Genomic DNA, 15,168 nt, shown 5'->3' with positions numbered 1-15,168 from the left:
ACGGATCCGGCGTGAGCCGCATCATCGCCGGGGCCTGCGGGGGAATGCCGCTGGCCAGCGTGCCCGGGTCCCTGACCCGCCCCACCACCGACCGCGTCAAGGAAGCACTCTTTTCGCGCCTGGAGGCCTTCAATGTGGTGGCGGGTGCCCGCGTCCTGGATCTTTATGCGGGCTCCGGCGCGCTGGGCGTGGAAAGTGCCAGCCGCGGGGCGGAAACTGTGGACCTCGTTGAGTTCGACGGCAAGGCCAGTGAGGTCTGCCAGCGCAATGCGGACCTTGTCAACGGGGCCGTTGGTCACAAGGCGGTGTCTGTCCACCGCTCCCGGGTGGAGTCCTTCCTGGAAAGGACGGCGCCGGGCACGCTGTGGGACCTCGTGTTCCTGGACCCGCCGTATCCGCTGGACGAGCCCGCCATGGGCGCGGTCCTGGAGGAGCTGTCGCCGTACCTGGCAGAGTCTGCCGTCGTGGTGGTGGAGCGCTCGTCCCGCAGCCCGGAGCCGTCATGGCCTGCGTCGCTGGAGCGGTTCGCCGAGAAGAAATACGGCGAGACCAAGCTCTGGTTTGCCGAACCCGTGGGCGGCGGCAGCTGACTTAGTCCGAGATCGCGTCGAGGTCCACGCCGGCCAGCACCTTCGCGGGGTGCGGACCGCGTGCCGCCAGCTCCACGGTCCATTCCGCGGGCCACGGACGCCGTGTGCCGGCAAGGATGATGTTGCCGGGATGCCGCCCGGCGAACATCCCGGACTCGGCGAAAGCGGCGACACCGCCCAAGACCTGCCGCATGGCTGCCACCTGGCTCCGTACCAGGGTCAGCCCCGGTTCATCGCCCACATTGACGATCAGCACCCCGCGTGGTGTCAGCCTGGCCGCAGCCTCCTCGTAGAAACCGGCACAGGCGATGTGCTCCGGCGCCTCCGGCCCGGAGAATATGTCCAGGATCACGACGTCGAAACGCAGTTCAGCCGGCAGTTCCGCCAGAGCGTCCCGTGCGTCGCCGATCAACGTGTGCAGCACCGTTCCGTCCGGCATGGGCAACTGCTGCAGGACGAAGTCCAGCAGCTCGCGTTCGAGCTCGACGGCGTACTGCAGGGACCCCGGGCGGGTCGCCTGGATGTAGCGGGCCAGCGTCAGCGCCCCGGCTCCAAGGTGCAGCGCGTTGACCGGTTCGCCGGCAGGCGCCGCCAGATCCACGACGTGCCCGATCCGGCGGAGGTACTCGTAGAAGATTTCGCCCGGCTCGGCGAGGTTCACGTGGGACTGCTCCGCTCCGCCGATACTCAGCACATAGGACCCCGGGGTAAAGGCATCCGGTTCGATTGTGGCGTGCTGTCCGGTGGTCCGGAGGAAACGTGACCCCGCCGGAGTCCGGGCGGGCATCGTCACAGCCTGTCCCGGAGGGTGGCGAGCCGTGATGCGGCCTCCTCGAGGACCTCGGTCTTCTTGCAGAACGCGAAGCGGAGCAGGCTGCGGGTCCGTTCGGCGCCCGCAGGATGGCAGAAGACGGGAACCGGGATGGCGGCGACCCCCACCAGTTCCGGAAGCCTCCGGGCCAGGTCGACGGAATCCGAAATTCCCAGGGGAGCCGTGTCCACATTCACGAAGTAGGTTCCCTGCGGTGTGAAGACGTCCAGGCCGGCGGCCTTCAACCCGTCGCTGAGGATGTCCCGTTTGCGCCTGAGTGTCTCGGAGATCCCGCTGTAGAAGTCGTCGGGCAGGGCGAGTCCCACGGCGATGGCGCCCTGGAACGGCGTGCCGGAGCTGTAGCTGAGGAACTGTTTCACCGTCCTGATGGCGGATACGAGGTGTTCCGGTCCGCTCAGCCAGCCGATCTTCCAGCCGGTAAAAGAGAAGGTCTTCCCGGCGGAGGAGATGGTGACGGTCCTCCCGGCGGCTCCGGGCAGTGTTGCCACCGGGATGTGCTGTTCCCCGAACGTCAGGTGCTCGTAGACCTCATCGGTGATGATGACGGCGTCGTGCCTGGCGGCAAGTTCGACGACGCGCTGGAGAACCTCACGCGGAAAGACCGCGCCCGTGGGATTGTGCGGATTATTGATCAGCACAACTTTCGTGCGGTTGCTGAAGGCCGCTTCCAGGGCCGCCATGTCCGGCATGAAATCCGGAGCGAGCAGCGGAGCTGTCACATGCGTGGCTCCCGCCAGCCCGATCATGGCGCCGTAGGAGTCGTAGAAGGGTTCAAAGGTGAGCACCTCGTCACCGTGCTCCACGAGGGCCAGCAACGAGGCAGCGATGGCTTCGGTGGCGCCCGTCGTGACGATGATCTCAGTCTCCGGATCCGGCGTGAGCCCGTAGAACCGCTGCTGGTGCGCCGAGATGGCCTCCCGGAGGGGAAGGATTCCCTTGCCTGGTGCGTATTGGTTGGCACCGGAGGCGATCGCCGCCTGGGCGGCCGCCTTGATTTCCATCGGACCGTCCTCATCGGGGAAGCCCTGGCCAAGGTTGATGGCGCCTGTCCGGACCGCGAGGGTGGTCATCTCCTCGAAGATCGTCACCCCGAGGGTGCCGTTGGCTGCCAGGAGATTGGCACCCGACGCTGCCCGCTGCCACGGTGCCGGAACTGTTGCGTTCACTGTCTGCCTGCCTGTCGGTTGGAGGCGGCGTCCTCTGCGCGCCCGGTGAATTTTTCCATGCCGGTGTAGATCCGGAAGACCCGACCGCCGATGAAGTCCCATACGCGGACCGGGAGGATTCCCCGCAGGACCTTTCCAAGATTGGCCGTCGCCGGAGCAATGAGGAGCGGCCGGCCAGCGGCCATGGCCCGCCATGCCCGGTCGACGGCGTTATGGGGAGTCATGAGCGGCGTGAGCAGGGGGCCGCGGGCGCCGGCGAACATTCCGGTGGAAATGTAGCTCGGACAGAAGGTGGTGACCCGCAGATGCCGGTAGCCTTCCTGTTCCAATTCAAGCCGCAGCGAGTCGCTCCAGCCCACTACAGCCCACTTGGAGGCTGCATAAACGCTCATCCTGGGGTTGGATACCGTGCCGGCGGCGGAGGCGACGTTCAGGATCCGGCGGGCGCGCCCGCTGTCGGCCATCATGTCCGGAAGGAAGGCAAGGGTGGCGTACATCGGCGCCAGCGCGTTGACGTCCATGGTCAACGCAATGTCAGGGCCGGGCCGGTGTTCCCAGAAGAAGGCACCGCGCACGATTCCAGCGTTGTTAATAAGGAGGGTAAGGGCGCCTTCCGCCCGGCATTCCCGCGCGGCCTCGGCGATGGCGGCACGGTCTGCAAGATCCACTGCGCGGGCGACGGCCCGGGCGCCAAGCGCAGTGACTTCGCGGGCAACGCCCTCGAGTCCGGCAGCGTCCACGTCCCACAGGATCACCACTGCGGCGCCTTCGCTCGCGGCACGTAGTGCGTGCAGCCGGCCCATGCCCATGGCTGCGCCGGTGACCAGCACCACGCCCCCTGCAACAGTGAAGGGAATGTTCGACTCGGGCATCCAGTCATGTTATCCCGCTCGGGGGATGCGGTAGGTTCGGAACATGAGACGCGCCGTATGCCCAGGCTCCTTCGACCCGATCCACAATGGCCACCTGGAAGTCATCGCCCGGGCCGCAGGCCTCTTTGACGAAGTCATCGTGGCGGTGTCCACCAACTACGCCAAGAAGTACCGCTTCCCGCTGGAGGAACGGATCGACATGGCCAGGGAGACCCTCGCGTCGCTGCGCGGCATTGTGGTGGAGCCGGTGGGCGAAGGGCTGCTAGCCGAATACTGCAGGCAGCGGGGTGTGTCCGCAATTGTGAAGGGCCTTCGATCGTCGTCGGACTTTGACTACGAGCTCCCGATGGCAACCATGAACCGGCAGTTGAGCGGCGTGGAAACGGTCTTCCTTCCCACCGAGGGCCACTACCTCCACTTGTCGTCAACGCTCATTAAGGAAGTCTTTAGCCTCGGCGGCAACGTGTCCGAGTATGTGCCGCGATCAGTGTTGAAACGGCTGCTGGCGGGCGAGTCGTCCCCGGATCAGTCCGGCAGAGGGTAGGCTTGATCGGTACGCAACGGCCCCTGCCGGTTTTGCGGCCCATTCCCTGTCCGTCCCGCGGTGCTCAACTGCGTGGCATTCAGCCGGTTTGAGTCCGCCCGGAAGATCAGGCTAAGATAGTACGTCGGTCATATGTTCAACAGGAGTTCTCATTAAACGAGATGCTAGTTCGCCCTTGGCGTTCGACGTCAAGGACCTCGGGCGCAGCCCGGGGAGCATGCGGACGCTGAAAGAACATGTACCCGCACCAGCTGAGCTTGGTGTGGCACTCATTGGCGTGCAGGAAGGCTCGGATGTCGGGCTGGATCTGCGGCTGGAGGCCGTACACGAAGGAATTCTGGTATCAGGAACCGTTCACGTCGAAGTAACCGGCGAGTGCGGCCGATGCCTGGATCCCCTTGCGTATGACCTCGAGGTCGATGTGCAAGAACTTTTCTTCTACGAGGACGCCCAGTTCTCCGCCGAAGAAGACGAAGAAGAGCAATATCGAATCGAGCACGATTTAATCGATCTTGAGCCGGTGTTGCGGGACGCGGTTGTAACCATGCTGCCGTTCCAGCCGGTGTGCCGGGAAGACTGCCAGGGCCTTTGCTCCGAATGCGGAGTACGCCTGGAAGACGAGCCGGGGCATCACCACGAGGTCGTAGATCCTCGCTGGGCTGCCCTAGCTGACTTGGCTAAGCCTGACCGGCAAAATTGATTTGTAAGTGTTTTTCTAGAGAGAAATGAGTTAGCCGTGGCTGTCCCGAAGCGGAAAATGTCTCGCTCGAATACCCGCGCCCGCCGCTCCCAGTGGAAGGCAACCGCCCCCCACCTGGTGAAGACCGTTGAGAACGGCCAGGTTACGTACAGCCTGCCGCACCAGGCAAAGGTCGTTACCGACTCGGCTGGCACTGCGCTGTTCCTTGAGTACAAGGGCCGCAAGGTCGCGGACGTCTAATCGGCCCACTGGCTGAACATGACGTCTTCAACTGAAGAGCTTTTGAAGCGTCTCGGTGTCTCCATTGATGCCGGGACGCTTCGTCTTGCTCTGACACATCGTTCGTATGCCTACGAAAACGGCGGCATACCCACCAACGAGCGCCTCGAGTTCCTGGGTGATTCCATCCTGGGCTTTTCCGTGACGGATGCCCTGTACCGCGACAACCCTGCACTGCCTGAGGGTGACCTCGCGAAGCGGCGTTCAGCTGTGGTCAGCACCAGGGCGCTTGCCGGAATCGGCCGCAGCCTTGGCATCGGCGAGTACATCTACCTCGGGCAGGGCGAAAAGCTCACCGACGGCAAGAACAAGGCCTCCATCCTTGCGGACACCATGGAAGCGCTCATTGGCGCCACCTACGTGTCCAACGACATCGAGACGGCGCGCCAACTGGTCATGCGGCTGATCGGCCCGCTGCTGCAGGACGCCGCTGCCCTCGGTGCAGGCACTGACTGGAAGACCAGCATCCAGGAACTGGCGGCAAGCCGCCAGCTGGGCAGCATCTACTACGCCGTGGAGGGCTCCGGCCCGGACCACGCGCGGACCTTTGTTGCCGTGCTCCGGATCGGCGGGACCGACTACGGGCAGGGTGCCGGACGTTCCAAGAAGGAAGCGGAGCAGGAAGCTGCCGCTGACGCCTGGCGGAAGCTGTCCGTTGCCGGGACGTCAAGTCTTCCGGCGGAATCCGAAGCCGGCCTCTAGGTCTTTCCGTGCCCGAACTGCCGGAAGTCGAAGTTGTCCGCCGCGGCCTGGTGAGCTGGGTCCGCGGCAGGACAATCACCTCTGTCGACGTCCTGGATCCGCGTTCAATCCGGCGGCACGCCCTCGGCGCCCAGGACTTTGCCGGCAACCTCGAAGGCGCCCGGGTGCTGGACGTGGTGCGCCGCGGAAAGTTCCTCTGGCTTCCGCTTGAGGAGGCTACCGCGGGGCAGCCGGATGCTGACGGTGTCCCGGCAGCGGACATGTCCCGGCCGGGAGTAGCGCTCATGGCCCACCTGGGAATGAGCGGCCAGCTGCTGATGCAGGATTCCCTCGTGCCGGATGAGAAGCACCTGAAAGTCCGCCTGCGGCTGAGCCCCGCCGATGGCATGCCGGAACAGCTCCGATTCGTGGACCAACGCATCTTTGGCGGCCTGTTCGTCACATCGCTGGTACCAACAGACGACGGCGGACCCGGCGGCCTGGGGGAGACCCCGTCGCCCTTCATTGCCGGGGAAGCCTCCCACATTGCCCGGGATCCCCTGGATCCCCATTTTTCCTTTGATTCCTTTTACCGCCGGCTGCGCGCCCGGAAGACCGGGCTCAAACGGGCGCTCCTGGACCAGGGACTCGTTTCCGGGATCGGCAACATCTATGCGGACGAGGCACTGTGGCGTGCCCGCCTCCATTACGCCCGGCCCACAGACACGCTCCGCCGCGCCGATGCGGTGCTGGTTCTCGATGCCGCCCGTGAGGTCATGCTGGACGCCCTGGCCGCCGGCGGGACAAGCTTCGACTCCCTCTACGTCAACGTAAACGGCGCCTCCGGGTACTTTGACCGGTCGCTTAACGCGTACGGCAGGGAAAACCAGGAGTGCAAACGCTGCGCCGCTGCAGGCATCGTCAGCCTGATGAAGCGCGAACAATTCATGAACCGGTCGTCCTATACCTGCCCCGTTTGCCAGCCGCGTCCCCGCAACGGCCGGTGGTGAGCCAAGGAAAAGCAGGTACCGCCACTCTATCGAAGCCGTCTTTTCCGGTGTCAGACTGTGCCCAAGGCAGCCCGGGCTGCCGGAATCGCAGGCGCGTTGGTCTTCAACGCCTGAACGGGAGGCGGGGGCCCAATGATAGCGAAGAGGCTTGTCATCGTGGGGGTGAGTGTCGCGGCAGTGCTGGGCGGCACCGCCGTGGTGTTCGATCAGCTGGCCGGCGCCACGGACACGCGGGCGGCCGCTCCGTCAACGGGCGTGCCCCCGGCACCGGCCGGCAGCGGCGGCACTGTTCCGCCGGGAGCCCTGGCCACTGAAGACGCGACATCCGCCGCACCGGGAACTGAGGCAGGCGAAGGGAACCGGCCGTCCTCCGGAACCCAAGGGTCAGCCGGAAGCGCCCCACCTGCGTCCGGGCAGCGTGAAGTGCTTCCCCCGGTAGCAGCGGCCCCGGCGGGCCTTCCGCTGCCATCCCCGCCGGTGGCTTTGGTCAGTACGCCGCTGCCGCCGACAGCTTCCGCCCAGGGAAAAATCGTGGCCGGCTTCCCCGAGGCCGCGCTGCCGTTTCCTGATGGAAGCGTGGTGGTCTCCACGGGGGTATCTTCCGCGGATACCGTCCTCCAAGTGACGGCGGATGCCATCTCGGCGTCCAGCCAGGATTCAGTAGTGGGCCACTTCCAGCAGAAGCTCGCCGGACTCAACTTCTGGTCCGAGCCGGCCCCCGCGGCGGACGGGCAGCGATCGGTCCGTTTCGTCAGGGGCGCCGACTCGGTGACGCTGACGACGTCAACCACCGGTACGGGCAGTACCCGTTTCATGTTGCTCGGCAACCTTCACACGACGGCAGGGTAGCGGCCATGTACATCTCTGTTTCAGACCGGAACGGCGGCAAGAAGGACGCGCTGCCGGCAACGAACGATCCCACGGCGTCCCGGCGGGCTTTCCGCCTGTCGCCTGTCATCCTGTGGCTGGGCGTTGTCAGCATGTTCACCGATGTCTCCTCCGAATCGGTGTCGGCCGTCCTTCCCCTTTACATCACCGGATTCCTCGGCCTGTCAGCCATTGCCTTCGGGATACTTGACGGGATCAACCAGGGTGCCAGCGCTATTGTCAGGATCGCCGCGGGGTGGGCAGCGGACCGTAGCGGACATCCCAAACGCATCGCGCTCGCAGGCTACGGGTTGTCCATGGTGGCCCGGATCGGATTCCTTTTCGCCGGCGGCTTCTGGTCCCTGACGGCCATCGTTACCGGAGACCGGATCGGTAAGGGCATCCGCACGGCACCGCGGGACGCGCTCATCACGGTGTCCGCCCAGCCCGAGTACCTGGCGCGCCACTTCGGCGTGCACCGGATGCTGGACAACATCGGTGCCGCAACCGGACCGTTGCTGGCCTTCTTCATCCTCATGCTCATCCCCAACGGCTACGGCACCCTCTTTGTGGTGTCCCTTGCCTTCGCGGTGATCGGGGTCGCCGCCCTCGCACTGCTGGTACCCAACGTGAAGACGGGAACCCCGGCAGGACCGGTGCCCGACCGGCGCTCCGGCCCGGTCTTCGTCTTTCGCTTGAGCCTGTTGCGCGAGCCCGGACTTGGCCGGCTGCTTATCGCCTCGGGGCTCCTCGGATTGCTGACCGTCGGCGACGGATTCATCTATCTGGTCCTGCAGAACCGGGACTCTTTTGCGGTGCAGTGGTTCCCGCTGCTGTATGTGGGCACGAACGTGGTGTTCCTCGCTCTCGCGATCCCGCTTGGCAAGCTGGCCGACCGCTGGGGGAAAGCGAAAGTCTTTGTTGCGGGGCACGTGGCGCTCCTGCTGTGCTACCTCCTCGCGGCGGCACCGCTTGGCGGATTCGGTCCGACGCTGGCCTGCCTTGTCCTGCTCGGAGCCTTCTACGCTGCCACCGATGGTGTGCTCGCCGCCCTGGCAAGCCAGCTCACGCCGCCGGAGAAGCTGGCCACGGGCATCGGGGCAGCCCAGACCGTTGTGGCCCTGAGCCGCATGGCTGCTTCGGCCGGCTTTGGTGTCCTGTGGTTCACGCTGGGTCCATCCACGGCAATGGTAGTGGTGGGCGGCTGCCTCGCAGCCGCCGTCCCGGCCGCCCTGCTGATCCTGCGGGCGGAAACGCGCCAAAGGCACACAGCTTGAGCCCCGGGGGCGGCAGGAAGAGCTGGATCATCCTGCTGGTGATCACGGTGGTGGTCCTCGCGGGGGCCGGTTCCTATGCTGCCATCGCTTTCCAGCGGTTCCAGGACAGCCGCTCGGCGGCGTCCGCTGTCAGTGTGGCCTCCGGAGGCGCCCTTCCTGCGGCTGCTTTTGTCCTGTTCCGCAATACCGCGCCGGGCCAGGGGTATGGCATGGCCGCCACTGTCCCGCTGGGGGAGCCCGCCGGGCAGCGGGATTTGGCCTCCGAGGCTTGCGACCGGGTCTACGGCACCGTCCGGAATATCGTTTGCCTGAAGACTAACCGTGGCCTCGTAACCAACTTCGAGGCGGTGCTGTTGAACCGGGAGTGGCAACCCACCAGCCGGTGGGCGGTGCCGGGGATGCCCAGCCGAACACGGATGAGTGCTGACGGCTCGCTGGTGTCCACAACGGTGTTTGTCACCGGCCACTCCTACGGCGCAACGGGTTTCTCGACGGAAACGTCTATCAGCCGGGCTGACGGAAGCCCCCTAACCGGCACCCTGGAAGGGTTTGCCCTCCTGGTCAACGGAGCTCAGGTGACAGCGGCCGACCGGAACATCTGGGGCGTGACCTTCGTGCCCGGGGAGCCGGACGCGTTCTATGCGACGGCGGCGTCGTCGGGGCGCATCTGGCTCGTCAAAGGCAGCATCTCGGCCAGGACCCTTAGGGCAGTCCACGACGGCGTCGAATGCCCCTCGCTGTCGCCTGACGGTACCCGAGTGGCCTACAAGAAGAACACCGGCACGCCTTTGGCCGCTCATTGGAAGATCGCCATTCTGGACCTGGCCAGCGGAAACGAAACAGTTTTGTCGGAGGCCCGCAGCGTAGACGACCAGATCGAATGGCTCGATGACGGGACACTGCTCTACGGACTGCCCCGTGACGGCGCCGAGGGCGACAGCGACATCTGGCAAATCGGGGCTGACCCTTCCGACCAGGCGTCCCTGTACATAGAGCACGCCTGGTCGCCGTCCGTGGTCCGCTAACTACCCCTCCGCAAACGCGAGCTGCGGTACAACAGGGCCTACAGCAGTGCCGGCCGCGCCAGTTCCGGCGGCCTGGACCACGAGAACTAAACAGCGCGGGCGGCCACTCTCCGCCGGTGCGAGCGATGAGCCTGGCCCGGACCAACAACCTGTCCTGTCCGCGGGCTCAGTCGCGCGCCCGGTACAGGGCCCTGGGAAAACACGGCCGGGCCCTTGAAACACGGCCAGGGCCCCTTGGAAACAACCAAGGGGCCCTGGCATGGGCGGCGCGTACCAGGTCTACCGTGGAGCGAACACCACATCCACGAAGTAGTTCGTCCTGTTGCTCGACTGGTTGGGAACCGCCGTCCCCGAACCAAAACGGTAAAGCCCGTTGTTGTTCGCCCTTGCAGTAAGGGCACCGCTGGTCCACGCCTTCGTGAAGAAACTGGGCGTGTAGGAGTATCGGCCCGCCGGCGCGTTGTAGGACACGATGTAGGTGGTCCCTACCGTCAGCGCTATCGGTGTCGGGAGCGTGGCAGTCTGCCATCCGCTTGCCGTTTCATTCGTGAACGTCACCTTGGCCAGGCGCACTCCCGATGCAGTCCAGAGCGATCCGGTATGTGTTCCCGTGTTGGCTGTGCCCTTGTAGAAACGGACGGCCGTGACGGAACCGGCGACTGATGCCTTGAATGCCACGCCAAGCTCCACGGAGCGGACGTCCGTCGACGCTGCGATCTGAGGAAGCAGGGACGCGAAGAGGGACTGCGTGGGCGGCGGCGGGGTAAGGGTGGTGAATTGCCAGGAGGTGGGGGCAAGCGCTGCGCCGGCCAGCGAGGTGACATTCGCGGCGCTCGCGGTGATGACGGTATTACCCGGCAGCTGTTGTGCCGGCGTGAACGTCACGGTGCGGCTATCTGCGGACAATGCCGACGTCCCTGCGATGGTGGTGCCGCCGGCAGCGAGGACGAGCGAAGCACCCGGCTGAACAGCGGAGGACAGTGTCAGGCTGGGCTGGACATTGAGCGCCACTCCGGTGGCGTTCGGGGCCGGCGACTGTGCAGTGACGGTTACCGGCTCCGGGGGAGGCGCAACCGCCGAGGTCTGGAAGACCAAGTCCACAAGGTAGCTCGAACTGGAAGAAGATCCCGGGAAGTCTCCGCTGTACGAGAATCCGCCGGAGTCTTGAGTGGTCCGCAGGGGTCCGCTGGTGAAGCCGGTCAAGAATCCGCCAGGAGTAGCGGAGTACGTGCCGGTGGGCGATTTATAGGCTGCCACGTATTCGGTGTCGGCAGCTATGGCGACCGGCTGGCTGAATGTTGCAGTCTGCCAGCCGGCAGTGGACTCGGCCGTGAACGTCACGGTCGCGAGCTGCTGGCCCGTAATGCTGAACAGGCTTCCGGTGTGGGTTCCGGTGTTGCCCGCGGCTTTGTAGAAGCGGATACCGGTGACTTGTCCGCTGGTCGAGCTCGCAAAGCGGACGCCCAAGGCCACGGGGGCTCCATCCTTGATTTCCAGTACAGACGGCGTCACCGTGTCCTGGTACAGGGTGCAGGGGCACGTGCCGTCGGTCCGGGGGAGCGGAACAGTGGTAAAGGTCCACGTGCCGCCAGCGCTGAGCACCTGGTCAGTTGTCGAGGTGGCAGCCAGAGTGGCTGTGTAGCTGGTGGCTGCGGCGAGTGGCGCAGACGGTGTGAAGGTCACTTTGCCGGACGCTGAGTCGTAGCTCGTGGTCCCGGAAATGTTCGTGCCGCCGGGCCCGGCCAGTGTCAGCCTGACACTCGATGCGATGGCCGCTTTGGAGAACGTGGCCCCGACGGTCGTGTCCAGTGCAACACTGGATGAACCGGGAAGCGGTGTCTGGGCAGCTGCCACAAATGCCGGCTCCGGGTACTGCACTACGACATCGACGAGGTAGCTCGCTGTGGAGCGGACGTTGGGAAAGTCGCCCGTGTAGGAGTAGGCGCCCGCATCGGAGACCGTGCGGAGGTTTCCGACGCTGAGGCCACCGGCACCGAATCCGTTCGCCGTCGCGGAGTACGCTCCGGTCGAAGTCTTGTAGGCCATGATGTACTCCGTGTTCGAGGACATCCCCACTGGCTGGTTGAAGTAAGCGGTCTGCCAGCCGGCGGTGCTTTCATTTGCGAAGGTTACGGTTGCCAGTTGCTGCCCGGCGGCCGTGAACAGTGTGCCGGTGTGCGTGCCGGTATTACCTGCGGACTTGTAGAAGCGGACGCCGGTAACAGTACCGTCCGCGGTGCTCGAGAAACGGATGCCCAGGGTCAGCGGGACGCCGTCCCGGATCTCCTGGATCCCGGGGAGGACCGAGTCATCGTAGAAGCTGCACGGGCAGCTTCCCGGCGTCGGCGGCGAGACCACTGTCGTGAAGGACCACGTTCCGCCGTCCGTCAGGGCTCCGCCGGTGGCGGCAGTGGCGCTGAGCGTCGCGGTGTAAGTCGTTGCCAGCGCCAGGACGGCACCCGGCGTGAACGTGACCTTGCGTGTGGTTGAATCGTAGGCGGTTGTGCCGGCAACGGTCGTGCCGTCGGCCGCTTTGAGCGTCAGTTGCACACTGGACGTCGTGACCGGCTTGGAGAAGACAGCTCCGACAGTCGTTGCCTGCGGGACACTGGATGAGCCGCCCAGGGGCCATTGCCCGGAGGCAGTCAGAGGCGTGTTGTCTACGGTGTCGAAGACCGCATCAACGAAATAGTTGCCGTTGCCGAAGCTGTTCTGCGGGAAGGCGTCGGGGCCGCCATAGACGCCGGAGGGCTCGCTCCCGAATCCGCCCGCCACCGTGAGCGGCGGTTCAGTGAACCCGAAGCTGGCCCACTGGTAGTCCTTGATGGCGTAGTGGCCCTTCGGGGCTGTGTAGGACACCGTGTATTTCTGCCCTGCCGAAACCGCTACCGGCTGGCTGAAGAGGACCTTCTGCCATCCGGAGGATGATTCCGACGTGAACGTAGCGGTTGCGAGCCGCTGCCCGGCCGAATTCCACAGCGAACCGGTGTGTGTTCCGGTATTTCCGGTGCTCTTGTAGAAGCGGACACCGGTGATGAAGCCGTCCACGCTCGGCGTGATCTTCATGCCGAGTTCGTAGGCGCCGCCGTCCTGGGAATCCGGCACGGCGGGGACCTGCTGGCCGAAGACGGTGTAAGGGCCGCTTAGCTGCAGGTTTCGCGTTGCGGCAGTGCCGATGTTGGCGCTGTCGTCCACGGCGCGCACCTTGATGCTGGCCGTGTTGAGCCCTTTCTGGATATACGTGTAGGTCCAGTTTTGTTTGCCCTGGGCGGGATGCCAGGTGGTCCCGCCGTCGGTGGAGACCTCCACGCCGGCTACGATGCCGCCGGTATCACTGGCTGTTCCGGACACTGTGACGCTGCTGCCGTGGGCGATGACGGACCCTTCCGCGGGGGAGGAGATGGAAGCAGTCGGTGCTGCTGCGTCACTGGTGGCAGTCGCCGCGGTCAGCGCGGGATCCCGCGTCCCCGGCTGGGCGCCCATGTCCGCCAGCAGGTTGATCTGGGCCTGCTGCATCCGCGGATCCGCAGCGGCACCGTTCCCGTCATGCTCCTGGTCGAGGCCCCAGGTCCACTGGACTGTGCCGGCCGAAAAGACCAGTGCTCCGCTCGCTGCCTTGTACAGCGTGGTGTTATGGGTTGTCGTTCCGGGTTTCACCGTGTTGCCGAAGTCCTGGAGGTACTGTTCAACGGCGCCGGTGGTGGTGGACAGCCTGATGGTGCCCGCCGGCCGGAAGCCGTTGTCGAGGTCCTCATTGGACTCGTAACCGACAGTATGTTGTGCCAGCTGCGCAGAACTTCCGGTGGCCTGCGACGCGAGCGGTGTGTTGCGCCAAAGGCGGGCCTTGCCCTCTGCGGCACTTACGGTGATTGGCAGGTCCGTGAAGTTGGACATGTAGAGGGTGCCGGTCAGTCCGTTCTCGGGCAGGCCGCCGCCGTTGGCCTGTGAGGCGTACCTGGGATCGCGCCACGTCCCGGTCCATTCGGTGCTTGGATCGATCTTGCCGTTGGACCAAGTCTCCTTGTAGGAGGTGATGGTCCGGTACGCCGCTCCGTCGACCTGTGACGGTTCGTAGCGCGTGCGCCAGTACATTTCGTTACCGGACAGGAACTGAAGGTTTACGCCGGCGTCGCGCGCGGCTTGCACATTGGCCCGCTGGGGACCTGACCAGTACTCGTCGTGGCCCACGGAAAGAAACACCTTGTGGTTCAGCAGCTGAGCGCCGTCCCGGTGGGTGTCCACGCCGCTGATGTAGCTGACGTCGTAGCCGTTTTTCTCCAGGAAACGAACCAGAGGGTACTCGTTGCCGAAGTAGAAGTCCCGGCCCGAGGATTCGCCCCGGGTGGCAAACGGCCGGTTGTAGCTGATCTTGTAGGCCCTGCCGTTGACAGCCCCCTGGTAGAAATCGGCCCCGCCATAGGTGTTGTAGGCCTGCCACGTTGTGTCGGAGGTCTGGAAGACTACGTCGGAATGGCTGCCGTCGGAGCGGACAATAAAGGTGATGTGGCTTTGGCCGCCGGTGTCCGGCCGGGTCAGCAAGGCGACGTAGACGCCCGAGACGGCCGTGGCCGGGACCTGCCACGTGGCGGAAACAGCCCACGTTCCGCAATCGTAAAGTTCCGTTGTCACGTCGGACCGGCACTGGGGCTGTGATTGCCGGAAGGCCAGGGGCGTGACGTCGGCGATCTTGCGGGCCCCGAGGCCCTGATACCAGCCGGTCCGGTAAATGGCGATGCTGTAATTGGACGCGTTGGTATCAATCTTGAAGTTGATCGGCTGGCCGGCATTGACGCTGATGTCGGTGGCAAACCCCTGGATGTCCGAATCACCGGCCCCGGTGATGTCCCATTCTGATGGCGGGCTTCCCGGCTTGGAGTTTTCGCAGGCAATGGCGTTCACAACGGGAGCACAGGGGTCCGCCGCATATGCGAACGGTAGGAGCCCGGAGGGTGCTGCAGCCGGCAGGAGCGCGGCCACCATGGCTAATGCCAGCAGGAAGATGACCTGCTTGAAGGCTTTGAGCGTGCGATCGGCTGAGGGTACAGACATGTGAACTCCTGGAGTGAGTGCGCAGTTGCGAATCAGGCGGTGCTTTGTGCACTGCCCTGCATGCCGCCCCCCGGCGCAGCCAAACCAAGATATTCAGTTGTCGTCCAGCAAAAGGTCGCGTCCTAAACGCCCCTCACTGCATCATGGCCAGTCCAGCTCCGCTGGATCCTGCCAAGTCGATCCGGTGTGAGACCACCGGGTCGAGCAGCGTCATGCAACCTTTAGCCGCGAGTCTAAGGGCTTGCAGCGCGGTGTGGCAAGGGTCTGGATGCCGCA

At 65.0% G+C, this 15,168-nt stretch carries 13 protein-coding genes; 9 read left to right on the top strand and 4 right to left on the bottom strand.

What is annotated here, in order from left to right; genetic code table 11:
• Positions 1–11 precede the first annotated feature (11 nt).
• On the top strand, positions 12–590 hold the full coding sequence (gene rsmD / locus ACSQ12_RS13035) for a 16S rRNA (guanine(966)-N(2))-methyltransferase RsmD (RefSeq protein WP_436065671.1): 579 nt from the start codon (positions 12–14) through the stop codon (positions 588–590).
• A 1-nt stretch (position 591) separates the two neighbouring features.
• On the opposite strand, the gene ACSQ12_RS13030 is transcribed toward rsmD, so the two are convergent.
• The 3 genes from ACSQ12_RS13030 to ACSQ12_RS13020 are packed head-to-tail and all read right to left on the bottom strand — an operon-like array spanning position 592 to position 3,460.
• The gene (locus ACSQ12_RS13030) at positions 592–1,377 is read right to left on the bottom strand and encodes a spermidine synthase (RefSeq protein ID WP_436065670.1); all 786 of its coding nucleotides are present in this window, start codon (positions 1,375–1,377) and stop codon (positions 592–594) included.
• A 2-nt stretch (positions 1,378–1,379) separates the two neighbouring features.
• Positions 1,380–2,588 carry an aminotransferase class I/II-fold pyridoxal phosphate-dependent enzyme gene (locus ACSQ12_RS13025; RefSeq protein ID WP_209743894.1) on the bottom strand — a complete coding sequence of 403 codons (1,209 nt, stop codon included), beginning with the start codon at positions 2,586–2,588 and terminating at the stop codon, positions 1,380–1,382.
• A complete protein-coding gene (locus ACSQ12_RS13020) occupies positions 2,585–3,460 on the bottom strand; it encodes an SDR family NAD(P)-dependent oxidoreductase (protein ID WP_436065669.1) in 876 nt (291 codons plus the stop codon). Before ACSQ12_RS13020 ends, ACSQ12_RS13025 begins: the two co-directional genes overlap by 4 nt.
• A gap of 43 nt (positions 3,461–3,503) precedes the next feature.
• On the opposite strand from ACSQ12_RS13020, the gene coaD reads away from it, so the two are divergent.
• The 8 genes from coaD (at position 3,504) to ACSQ12_RS12980 (ending at position 9,843) form a co-directional block, all read left to right on the top strand.
• Positions 3,504–4,004 carry a pantetheine-phosphate adenylyltransferase gene (coaD, locus tag ACSQ12_RS13015; protein WP_436065668.1) on the top strand — a complete coding sequence of 167 codons (501 nt, stop codon included), beginning with the start codon at positions 3,504–3,506 and terminating at the stop codon, positions 4,002–4,004.
• A 175-nt stretch (positions 4,005–4,179) separates the two neighbouring features.
• Complete coding sequence (locus ACSQ12_RS13010; RefSeq protein WP_390247082.1) at positions 4,180–4,704, top strand: YceD family protein; 525 nt, start codon at positions 4,180–4,182, stop codon at positions 4,702–4,704.
• Positions 4,705–4,740: 36 nt separating this feature from the next.
• Positions 4,741–4,944, top strand: coding sequence for a 50S ribosomal protein L32 (rpmF, locus tag ACSQ12_RS13005; protein ID WP_009356569.1), 204 nt, complete (start codon positions 4,741–4,743; stop codon positions 4,942–4,944).
• A gap of 18 nt (positions 4,945–4,962) precedes the next feature.
• A complete protein-coding gene (rnc, locus tag ACSQ12_RS13000) occupies positions 4,963–5,685 on the top strand; it encodes a ribonuclease III (protein ID WP_209743906.1) in 723 nt (240 codons plus the stop codon).
• A gap of 8 nt (positions 5,686–5,693) precedes the next feature.
• Complete coding sequence (gene mutM / locus ACSQ12_RS12995) at positions 5,694–6,674, top strand: bifunctional DNA-formamidopyrimidine glycosylase/DNA-(apurinic or apyrimidinic site) lyase (protein ID WP_436065667.1); 981 nt, start codon at positions 5,694–5,696, stop codon at positions 6,672–6,674.
• Between the two features lie 132 nt (positions 6,675–6,806).
• The gene (locus ACSQ12_RS12990) at positions 6,807–7,523 is read left to right on the top strand and encodes a hypothetical protein (RefSeq protein ID WP_436065666.1); all 717 of its coding nucleotides are present in this window, start codon (positions 6,807–6,809) and stop codon (positions 7,521–7,523) included.
• A 5-nt stretch (positions 7,524–7,528) separates the two neighbouring features.
• Complete coding sequence (locus ACSQ12_RS12985; RefSeq protein ID WP_436065665.1) at positions 7,529–8,818, top strand: MFS transporter; 1,290 nt, start codon at positions 7,529–7,531, stop codon at positions 8,816–8,818.
• On the top strand, positions 8,815–9,843 hold the full coding sequence (locus tag ACSQ12_RS12980; protein WP_436065664.1) for a TolB family protein: 1,029 nt from the start codon (positions 8,815–8,817) through the stop codon (positions 9,841–9,843). The genes ACSQ12_RS12985 and ACSQ12_RS12980 overlap by 4 nt, the downstream gene beginning before the upstream one ends.
• A 279-nt stretch (positions 9,844–10,122) precedes the next feature.
• Here ACSQ12_RS12980 and ACSQ12_RS12975 read toward each other — a convergent pair whose 3' ends face one another.
• Positions 10,123–14,892: a DUF4082 domain-containing protein gene (locus ACSQ12_RS12975; protein ID WP_436065663.1), complete on the bottom strand. Its 4,770-nt coding sequence runs from the start codon at positions 14,890–14,892 to the stop codon at positions 10,123–10,125.
• Positions 14,893–15,168 lie beyond the last annotated feature (276 nt).

Origin of the sequence: Arthrobacter sp. LjRoot14 (assembly GCF_964253905.1) — a bacterium.
Taxonomy (GTDB): Bacteria; Actinomycetota; Actinomycetes; order Actinomycetales; family Micrococcaceae; genus Arthrobacter.
Note: the sequence above shows the minus strand (reverse complement) of the source record. Positions and strands in the feature narration are given on the sequence as shown.

Coding starts and splice junctions, on each gene's coding strand:
- ACSQ12_RS12975 (WP_436065663.1), bottom strand. CDS start 14,892: ATGTCTGTACCCTCAGCCGATCGCACGCTCAAAGCCTTCAAGCAGGTC.
- coaD (WP_436065668.1), top strand. CDS start 3,504: ATGAGACGCGCCGTATGCCCAGGCTCCTTCGACCCGATCCACAATGGC.
- ACSQ12_RS13020 (WP_436065669.1), bottom strand. CDS start 3,460: ATGCCCGAGTCGAACATTCCCTTCACTGTTGCAGGGGGCGTGGTGCTG.
- ACSQ12_RS12990 (WP_436065666.1), top strand. CDS start 6,807: ATGATAGCGAAGAGGCTTGTCATCGTGGGGGTGAGTGTCGCGGCAGTG.
- ACSQ12_RS12985 (WP_436065665.1), top strand. CDS start 7,529: ATGTACATCTCTGTTTCAGACCGGAACGGCGGCAAGAAGGACGCGCTG.
- ACSQ12_RS13030 (WP_436065670.1), bottom strand. CDS start 1,377: ATGCCCGCCCGGACTCCGGCGGGGTCACGTTTCCTCCGGACCACCGGA.
- rnc (WP_209743906.1), top strand. CDS start 4,963: ATGACGTCTTCAACTGAAGAGCTTTTGAAGCGTCTCGGTGTCTCCATT.